Origin of the sequence: Georgenia sp. 311 (assembly GCF_006151955.1) — a bacterium.
GTDB lineage: Bacteria > Actinomycetota > Actinomycetes > Actinomycetales > Actinomycetaceae > Oceanitalea > Oceanitalea wutianyii.
Genome location: NZ_VDFS01000059.1, coordinates 31461 through 40654, shown reverse-complemented (window position 1 = coordinate 40654; position 9194 = coordinate 31461). Strand labels below are relative to the sequence as shown.

8 protein-coding genes are annotated in these 9194 nt (G+C 74.7%); 7 read left to right on the top strand and 1 reads right to left on the bottom strand.

Annotated elements, in window-relative coordinates:
- Positions 1–18: 18 nt before the first annotated feature.
- On the bottom strand, positions 19–792 hold the full coding sequence (locus tag FHE66_RS12570) for a GntR family transcriptional regulator (RefSeq protein ID WP_139073301.1): 774 nt from the start codon (positions 790–792) through the stop codon (positions 19–21).
- A gap of 202 nt (positions 793–994) precedes the next feature.
- On the opposite strand from FHE66_RS12570, the gene iolC reads away from it, so the two are divergent.
- Genes iolC through FHE66_RS12535 form a run of 7 tightly spaced genes read left to right on the top strand, consistent with a single transcriptional unit; the run spans position 995 to position 9059 of the window.
- Positions 995–1987 (top strand): 5-dehydro-2-deoxygluconokinase, encoded by a 993-nt coding sequence (gene iolC / locus FHE66_RS12565; RefSeq protein ID WP_139073300.1) that lies wholly within the window; start codon positions 995–997, stop codon positions 1985–1987.
- A complete protein-coding gene (locus FHE66_RS12560) occupies positions 1978–2844 on the top strand; it encodes a deoxyribose-phosphate aldolase (RefSeq protein WP_218013717.1) in 867 nt (288 codons plus the stop codon). The genes iolC and FHE66_RS12560 overlap by 10 nt, the downstream gene beginning before the upstream one ends.
- The gene (gene iolB / locus FHE66_RS12555) at positions 2841–3734 is read left to right on the top strand and encodes a 5-deoxy-glucuronate isomerase (RefSeq protein WP_139073299.1); all 894 of its coding nucleotides are present in this window, start codon (positions 2841–2843) and stop codon (positions 3732–3734) included. The genes FHE66_RS12560 and iolB overlap by 4 nt, the downstream gene beginning before the upstream one ends.
- Positions 3731–5635, top strand: a complete 1905-nt coding sequence (iolD, locus tag FHE66_RS12550) for a 3D-(3,5/4)-trihydroxycyclohexane-1,2-dione acylhydrolase (decyclizing) (protein WP_139073298.1) — start codon at positions 3731–3733, stop codon at positions 5633–5635. The genes iolB and iolD overlap by 4 nt, the downstream gene beginning before the upstream one ends.
- 25 nt (positions 5636–5660) lie before the next feature.
- The gene (locus FHE66_RS12545; RefSeq protein WP_139073297.1) at positions 5661–7160 is read left to right on the top strand and encodes a CoA-acylating methylmalonate-semialdehyde dehydrogenase; all 1500 of its coding nucleotides are present in this window, start codon (positions 5661–5663) and stop codon (positions 7158–7160) included.
- An 18-nt stretch (positions 7161–7178) separates the two neighbouring features.
- Positions 7179–8183 carry an inositol 2-dehydrogenase gene (gene iolG / locus FHE66_RS12540; protein WP_139073296.1) on the top strand — a complete coding sequence of 335 codons (1005 nt, stop codon included), beginning with the start codon at positions 7179–7181 and terminating at the stop codon, positions 8181–8183.
- Positions 8184–8192: 9 nt separating this feature from the next.
- Complete coding sequence (locus tag FHE66_RS12535) at positions 8193–9059, top strand: TIM barrel protein (protein ID WP_139073295.1); 867 nt, start codon at positions 8193–8195, stop codon at positions 9057–9059.
- Positions 9060–9194 lie beyond the last annotated feature (135 nt).

The following is a 9194-nucleotide window of genomic DNA, read 5'->3' as shown; positions in this document are numbered from 1 at the left end:
CCCGGGGCGCCGCCCGCCTCAGCGGGCGACGAGGCTGGTCTGGAACGTGTACCGGGAGGCCCGGTAGATGTGCGTGCCGACCTCGACGACGGTGTCCGTGTCCGCGATCGCCACCCGCTCCATCGTGAGGACGGCGGCGCGCGCCGGCTCGTGGAGGACGCGCGCCTCGGCGGCGGTCGCCTGCCGGGCGCCGATCGTCTGGTGCGCGAGGCGCAGCCGCACGCCGCGCTCGCGCAGCGCGGCGTACAGGCCCTCGTGCTCGAGCTCCTCGCGCCCGGGGGCGAGGTCGGCGCGGATGTCGTTGGTGAGCAGCGCGAGCGGCTCACCGTCCGCGTAGCGCAGCCGGCGCACGTGGACGACGTCCTGCCCGGGGCTGATGCCGAGCCGGGCGGCGGTCTCCGCGTCGGCCGGGCGCACCTCGTAGTCGAGCACGTCGGTGCGCGGCTCGCGGCCCGCGGCTGCGAGGTCGTCGTGGAGGCTGGTGAGCTCGACCGGGCGGCGGATGATCTCCGGGGCCACCTCGGTGCCCACGCCCCGCTTGCGGACGAGCAGTCCCTTGTCGACGAGCTCCTGGAGCGCCCGGCGCGCGGTCGGGCGGGAGACCTGGAGGCGGTCGGCCATCGCCAGCTCGTTCTCGATGCGCGCGTGCGGCGCGAGCTCACCGGAGACGATGGCCGCCTGGAGCACCGAGGAGATCTGGTGGTAGAGCGGCACCGGGCTGGCGCGGTCGAGGTTGACCATCGGACGGTAGGTCTCCCCGGACGTGGGGGCGGGCACCGACGTGGTCCGCATGACCCTCACCTTTCCGCCAGGTTTTCGCGACAACCTCATGATGCCACCCCCACGGCCCGGGATGTGGCGCGTCCGTCGCAAAAGTCCATATGTCCAGACAAATGGTTGACCGGCTCCCGGCTCTGGGACACAATCTGTTGACCGGTCCACGCCGGTCCGGCGGGCCGGTGACGTCCCGCCCGGGGGGAGGAGGGGAGTGGAGATGACGGGCTCGCTGGGGGCGCCGGACGTCCTGACCTTCGGGCGCAGCGGCGTCGACATCTACCCCCTCACCACGGGCGTTGGCCTGGAGGACGTCGAGACGTTCGGCAAGTTCCTCGGCGGCAGCCCGACGAACGTCGCCGTCGCCGCCGCCCGCCTCGGCCACAGTGCCGCGACGATCACCGGCGTGGGCGACGACCCGTTCGGCCGCTTCGTGCGCCGCGAGATGGTCCGCCTCGGCGTGAGCGACGCGCACGTCGTCACGTCCACCGAGCTCAAGACCCCGATCACGCTGTGCGAGATCTTCCCGCCGGACCACTTCCCGCTGTACTTCTACCGCGAGCCGAGCGCCCCGGACCTCCAGGTCCGCCCGCAGGACCTGCCCCTGGACGCCGTCCGCGGCGCGGCCATCATGTGGTTCACGGTCACCGGCCTGTCCGAGGAGCCCTCCCGGGCGGCGCACCTCGCCGCGCTGGCGGCCCGGGCCCGCCGCGAGCACACCGTCCTCGACCTCGACTACCGGCCGATGTTCTGGGACTCCGCCGCGGAGGCAGGCGCGCAGGTGCGCGACGTCCTGCCCGGGGTAACCCTCGCCGTCGGCAACCGGGAGGAGTGCGAGGTCGCGGTCGGGGAGAGCGACCCGGACCGGGCCGCCGACGCGCTGCTCGAGGCGGGCGTCGAGATCGCCGTCGTCAAGCAGGGACCGCGCGGCACCCTGGCCAAGACGCGCGAGGAGCGGGTCGAGGTGCCCGCCACCCCCACGCAGGTCGTCAACGGCCTCGGCGCCGGCGACGCCTTCGGCGGCGCGCTGTGCCACGGCCTGCTCTCCGGCTGGTCGCTCGGGCGCACCCTCGCCGCGGCGAGCGCCGCCGGGGCGATCGTCGCCGCGCGCCTGGAGTGCTCCACCGCGATGCCCACCGAGGCGGAGGTGCTCGAGGTCCTCGACCGTGGCGCCCACCCGCAGGACGTCGAGCGGAGGCCGCTGTGGGTCTGAGCGTCGCGGAGATCCGCGAGCTGCGCCTGCACGAGCCCGAGCGCGTCGCCCGCGCACTGGCCGAGCGCCCGCCCGGCCGGCTGCCCACCGGCGCCAAGCTCATGGTCATCGCCGCCGACCACCCGGCCCGCGGCTCGCTCGCCGCGGGCAGTGACCCGATGGCGATGGGGGACCGGCGCGAGCTGCTCCGGCGCTGCGCCGCCGCGCTCGCCCGCCCCGGGGTCCACGGCTTCCTCGGCACGGCCGACGTCGTCGAGGACCTCGCCCTCATGGGGGCGCTGGACGGCAAGCTCGTCTACGGCTCGATGAACCGCGGCGGGCTCCGCGGCGCGAGCTACGAGATGGACGACCGCTTCACCGGCTACACCGCCCGCGCCGTCGTCGACCAGCGTCTCGACGGCGGGAAGATGCTCCTGCGCCTCGACCCCGGCGACCCGGGGTCGCTGCGCACCCTGGAGTCCGCCGCCCGCGCGGTCGACGAGCTCGCCGCCGCCGGCCGCACCGCGATCGTCGAGCCGTTCCTCTCCCACCGGGTGGACGGGCGCACCGTCAACGAGCTCACCACCGACGCCGTCGTCACGTCCGTCGCCGTCGCCTCCGGGCTCGGTGGCACGTCGGCCCGCACGTGGCTCAAGCTGCCGCTCGTGCCGGACATGGAGGCGGTGGCCGCGGCCACCACGCTGCCGGTCCTCATCCTCGGCGGCGAGGTGAGCCCGGACGCCGAGGCCACCGCCGCCGGCTGGGCGCGGGCGCTGCGCCTGCCGGGCATCCAGGGCCTCGTCCTCGGGCGCTCCCTCCTCTACCCGAACGACGGCGACGTCGAGGGTGCGGTCGACCGGGCGGTGGGGCTGCTGTGAGCCACGACCTCGTCCTGCGCGCGGGCGACACCGCCCACGGGCCCTACCGCCTCGACGTCACCCCCGAGCGTGCCGGGTGGCGCTTCGCCGGCCTCAAGGTGCTCGAGCTGCCCCCGGGCGGCAGCGAGCAGGTGAGCACCGGCGCCGACGAGCTCCTCGTCCTGCCGTTGTCCGGCTCGTGCACCGTCACCGTCGAGGGGCGCACCTACGAGCTCGCCGGGCGGCCGGACGTCTTCACCGCCGTCACCGACTACCTCTACGTCCCCCTCGGTACGACGCTCACCGTCACCTCCGCCGCGGGTGCCACCCTCGCCCTCCCGACGGCGCGCGCCGGGCAGTCCCTGCCCGTCTCCCACCAGGGCGCCGACCGGGTGCGCACCGAGCTGCGCGGCGCCGGCTCGGCCTCCCGGCAGGTGAACAACTACGCGCTGGAGAACGACGTGCGCACCGACCACCTCCTCGTGTGCGAGGTGCTCACCCCCGGCGGCAACTGGTCCTCCTACCCGCCGCACAAGCACGACGAGCACGCCGAGGACGAGCGCGAGCTCGAGGAGATCTACTACTTCCAGGTGCGCCCCGGCCCCGACGGCAGGGCCGGCCTGGCCCTCCACCGCACCTACGGCACGGCCGACCGGCCGCTCGACCTCACCACCGAGGTGCGATCGGGGGACGTCGTGCTCACCCCGCACGGCTACCACGGCCCGTCCGCTGCCGCCCCGGGCTACGACCTGTACTACCTCAACGTCATGGCCGGGCCGGCGGAGGACCGCACCTGGCTCATGACCGACGACCCGGCACACGCCTGGGTCCGCGGCACGTGGGAGGGCCAGGAGGTCGACCCGCGCCTGCCGATGACCGCGCCCGTCGAGCAGGGAGAGGGACGAGGATGAGCGAGTCGACCGCGCCGGGCACCGTCCGGCTCACCGTGGGACAGGCGCTCGTGCGCTTCCTGTCGGTCCAGTACTCCGAGCGCGACGGCGTCGAGCAGCGCCTCTTCGCCGGGGTCATGGGCATCCTCGGGCACGGCAACGTCGCCGGCGTGGGGCAGGCCCTGCTGCAGAACCAGGTCGACCCGGCGCCGGGGGAGCAGCCGCTGCGCCTCTACCAGGCGCGCAACGAGCAGAACATGGTCCACACCGCCGTCGGCTACGCCCGCACGACCGACCGGCTCCAGACCTTCGCCTGCGTCGCCTCGATCGGGCCCGGGTCGACGAACATGCTCACCGGCGCGGCGCTGGCCACCATCGACCGCATCCCCGTCCTCCTCCTGCCCGCCGACACCTTCGCCACCCGCGCCGCCGACCCGGTGCTCCAGCAGCTGGAGAACGAGCAGAGCGGGGAGGCGTCGGTCAACGACGTCTTCCGCCCGGTGTCGCGGTTCTTCGACCGGGTCCACCGCCCCGAGCAGCTCCCGGCGAGCCTGCTCGCGGCGATGCGCGTGCTCACCGACCCCGCCGAGACCGGCGCGGTGACCATCGCGTTGCCCCAGGACGTCCAGGCCGAGGCGCACGACTGGCCCGTCGCCCTCTTCCGGCGGCGCGTGTGGCACGTCGCGCGCCCGGTTCCCGAGCCGGCCGCCCTCGAGCGGGCCGCGCGCCTCGTCCGCGAGGCGAGCCGCCCGCTGCTCGTCGCCGGCGGCGGGGTCGTGTACTCCGGGGCGAGCGCCGCCCTCACCGCGCTCGCGGACGCCACCGGCATCCCGGTGGCCGACACCCAGGCCGGCAAGGGTGCCATCGCCTGGGACCACCCGTGCGCCGCCGGCGGTGTCGGGGCCACCGGCAGCGCCGCGGCCAACGCGCTCGCCGCGCAGGCCGACGTCGTCATCGGCGTCGGCACCCGCTGGACCGACTTCACGACGGCCTCGCGCACCGCCTTCGGCAACCCGGAGGTGCGCTTCGTCAACCTCAACGTCAAGGCCCTGGACGCCGCCAAGCACGCCGGGGAGATGGTCGTCGCCGACGCCCGCGCGGGCCTGGAGGCGCTGACCGCCGCGCTCGCCGGCTACCGCGTCCCGGAGGACTACACCCGCGAGGTGGGCGAGCTCGTCGCCGACTGGGTGCGCGTCACCGACGAGTGCTACCACCGCGGCCACGGCCCGCTGCCCGCCCAGACCGAGATCTTCGGGGCGCTCAACGAGCTCATGGGCGAGGAGGACGTCCTCGTCAACGCCGCCGGGTCCATGCCCGGGGACCTCCAGGCGCTGTGGCGGGCCAGCAGCCCGCTGCAGTACCACCTGGAGTACGGGTACTCGTGCATGGGCTACGAGATCCCCGCCGCCATGGGGGTCAAGCTCGCCCGCCCGGGCAGCGAGGTCGTCGCCGTCGTCGGTGACGGCAGCTACCAGATGGCCCCGCAGGAGATCGCGACGATCCTCGCCGAGGGGCTCAAGGTCGTCCTCGTCGTCCTGCAGAACCACGGCTGGGCCTCGATCGGCTCCCTCTCGGAGTCCCACGGCTCCCAGCGCTTCGCCACCGAGTACCGCAGGCGGGACGAGCGCACCGGCCTGCTCGACGGCGCCCGCCTGCCCGTCGACCTCGCCGCGAACATCCGCAGCTACGGCGTCGAGGTGCTCGAGCCGGCGTCGGTCGAGGAGTTCCGCGCCGCCTACGCCGCGGCGGCGGCGAGCGTGGCGACGACGGCGATCGTCGTCGAGACCGACCTCTACGGACCCAACCCGCCGTCCTCGAGCTGGTGGGACGTGCCCGTCCCCGAGGTCTCCCGGCTGGAGAGCACCCGGCGCGCCCGCGCCGAGTACGAGGACGCCAAGCGCGACCAGCGGCCCTACCTCTGACCCAGGCCCCAGGAGAGCAGACGTCATGACCACGATCACCCACTGGATCGCCGGCGCGCCCTACGCGGGCCCCGCAGGCGCGACCACCCCCGTCCACGACCCGGCCACGGGCGAGGTCACCGGGCAGCTCCTCCAGGGCGACGCCGCCGTCGTCGCGGAGGCGGTGCGCACCGCCACCGCGGCGCAGCGCGAGTGGGGCGCGACCTCCCTCGCCCGGCGCACCGAGGTGATGTTCCGGATGCGCGAGCTCGTCGTGCAGCACACCGACGAGCTGGCCCGGATCATCACCGCCGAGCACGGCAAGACCCTCGACGACGCCCGCGGGGAGATCGCCCGCGGCCGCGAGACCCTCGACTTCGCGTGCGGGATCAGCATCGCGAGCAAGGGGGAGTACACCGCCGACGCGTCCACCGGCGTCGACGTCCACTCGATGCGCCAGCCGCTCGGCGTCGTCGCCGGGATCACCCCGTTCAACTTCCCCGTCATGGTGCCGATGTGGATGCACCCGATCGCCATCGCCACCGGCAACGCCTTCGTCCTCAAGCCCTCCGAGCGCGACCCCTCCGCGGCGAACTTCGTCGCCGACCTCTACCGCCGGGCGGGCCTGCCCGACGGCGTGTTCAGCGTCGTCCACGGCGGGCGCGAGGTGGTCGACGCGATCCTCGAGCACCCGGGCGTCGCGGCCGTCTCCTTCGTCGGCTCCACTCCCGTGGCCCGGTACGTGCGGGAGAAGGGCGCGGCCCACGGCAAGCGGGTGCAGGCGCTCGGCGGGGCGAACAACCACGCGGTCGTCATGCCCGACGGCGACATCGAGCAGGCCGCCGCGCAGATCGCCGCCGGGGCGTTCGGCTCGGCCGGGGAGCGGTGCATGGCCGTGCCCGCCGCCGTCGCCGTGGGGGAGGCGGGCGACCTGCTCGCCGGGGCGCTCAAGCGGGAGGCGGAGCGGATCGTCGTCGGCCCGGGGGACCGCGAGGGCGTGGGCATGGGGCCGGTGATCACCGCCGAGGCGCGCGAGCGGGTGCTGCGGTACGCCACCGACGCGCTCGAGGCGGGCGCCGAGCTCGTCGTCGACGGGCGCGAGCTCGTCGTCGAGGGGCACGAGGGAGGGTTCTTCCTCGGCCCCACCGTCCTGGACCGGGTGGGCACCGACGTCGCCGCCTACCGGGAGGAGGTGTTCGGCCCGCTGCTCACCGTCGTGCGCGTGGACACCTTCGAGGAGGCGCTCGACCTCGTCAACTCCTCGCCCTTCGGCAACGGGGCGGCGATCTTCACCGCCTCGGGGGAGTACGCGCGGCGCTTCACCCACGAGGTGCAGGCCGGGATGGTGGGGGTCAACGTCCCGATCCCGACCCCGGTGGCGTACTACTCCTTCGGGGGGTGGAAGGATTCGCTCTTCGGGGAGCACCACGCGCACGGCCCGGAGGCGGTGCGCTTCTACACCCGCAACAAGGTCGTCACGAGCCGCTGGCCCCACCAGGACCGGCCCGTGACCGCCTCGCTGAGCTTCCCGCGCACCACCGACTGACCCGGAAGAAGGACCCCAATGGTGAGGATCGCCGTCATCGGTGCCGGCCGCATCGGCGCCGTGCACGCGGCCACCGTCGCCCGCCACCCGCGGGCCGAGCTGCGCGTCGTCCACGACCCGGTGGGCGACGCCGCCGCGCGCCTCGCCGCGCTCCACGGCGCCCGTGTCGCGGCGGACGTGTCCGACGTCCACGCCGCCGAGGACGTCGACGCCGTCATCGTCGCCTCGCCCACCCCGCTGCACGTCGAGCACGTCGTCGGCGCGGTCCGCGCCGGCAAGGCCGTGCTGTGCGAGAAGCCGGTGGACCTCGACCTCGCCCGGGTGGACGCGTGCCTCGCCGCCGTCGCCGGGCAGGAGCACCGGGTCATGGTCGGCTTCAACCGGCGCTTCGACCCGACGTTCGCCGAGGTCCACGCGCGCGTCGCGGCCGGGGAGATCGGGCCGCTCGAGCAGCTGACGATCGTCAGCCGCGACCCGGCGCCGCCGCCGGTGGGCTACCTCGCCCAGTCCGGCGGGATCTTCCGCGACATGACGATCCACGACCTCGACACCGCGCGCTTCTTCCTCGGGGAGATCGTCGAGGTGCACGCCGTGGGCCAGCGTCTCGACCCGGTCGTCGCCGCCGCCGGGGACCTCGACGGCGCCGTCACCACGCTCGTCGCCGCGAGCGGGGCGGTGGCGACGATCGTCAACTCCCGCCACTGCGCCACCGGCTACGACCAGCGCCTCGAGGCGTTCGGCCCGCGCGGGACGCTGGAGGCGCTCAACCACACGGCCACCGCCGTGCGCAGCTCGACCGCGACGACCTCGGGGGCGGCGGGGCGGTACCTCGACTTCTTCCTCCAGCGCTACGCCGAGGCCTACACCCGCGAGCTCGACCACTTCGTCGACGCCGTGCGCGAGGGCCGTGCGCCCTCGCCCTCGCTCGCCGACGGCCGGGCCGCCCTCGTCCTGGCCGACGCCGCCACCCGCAGCGCCACCACCGGGCAGCGCGTCGCGCTCTCGCCCGTCCCCGTCCCGTAAGGAGTGAGCATGAGGATCGCCGGAGCACCCATCAGCTGGGGCGTGTGCGAGGTACCGGGCTGGGGCCACCAGATGAGCCCGGACCGGGTGCTGCGCGAGATGACCGGGCTCGGCCTCACGGCCACGGAGTTCGGCCCCCAGGGGTGGCTGCCCGAGACGCCGGCCGAGCGGGCGGCGGCGCTCACGCCCCACGGGCTGGCCGCCGTCGGCGCGTTCGTGCCCGTCGTGCTCCACGACCCCGGCCACGACCCGGTGCCCGAGGTGGACCGCGAGCTCGACTCCTTCGAGGCGGCCGGCGGTGACGTCCTCGTGCTCTCGGCGACCTCCGGGCTCGACGGCTACGACGAGCGGCCCGACCTCGACGAGACCGGCTGGGCCACGCTCCTGCACAACCTCGACCGGCTCACCGAGCTCGCCGCCTCGCGCGGGGTGCGCGCCAGCCTGCACCCGCACGTGGGGACGATGGTCGAGCGGGAGGAGGAGGTGCACCGCGTCGTCGAGGGCTCGTCCGTCCCGTTGTGCCTGGACACCGGCCACCTGCTCATCGGCGGCACCGACCCGGTGCGCCTCGCCACCGAGCACGCCGCGCGGATCAACCACGTCCACGCCAAGGACGTGCGCCTCGACCTCGTGCGCCGCGTGCGCAACGGTGAGATCGGCTACACCGAGGCCGTGCGACAGGGCATCTACACGCCGCTGGGGGACGGGGACGTCGACGTCGCCGCGATCGTCGCCGCGCTCGACGGTGCCGGGTTCGACGGCTGGTACGTCCTGGAGCAGGACACCGTCCTGGCCGCCGAGCCCGCCCCAGGGCTGGGTCCGGTGGACGACGCGCGGCGCTCCCTGGAGCATCTGCGCTCGCTCGGCGGCGCCTGACCCTGCGGCACGACTCACCCGCACCGACCGCCGGGGTGGGCGCCTGCTCCCCTTAGGCTGTCCCCCGTGCCAGTGCTCATACCACGGACCGATGTCGGAATGTCAGAACAATTGTTGACAGGCCGGTGTGACGCG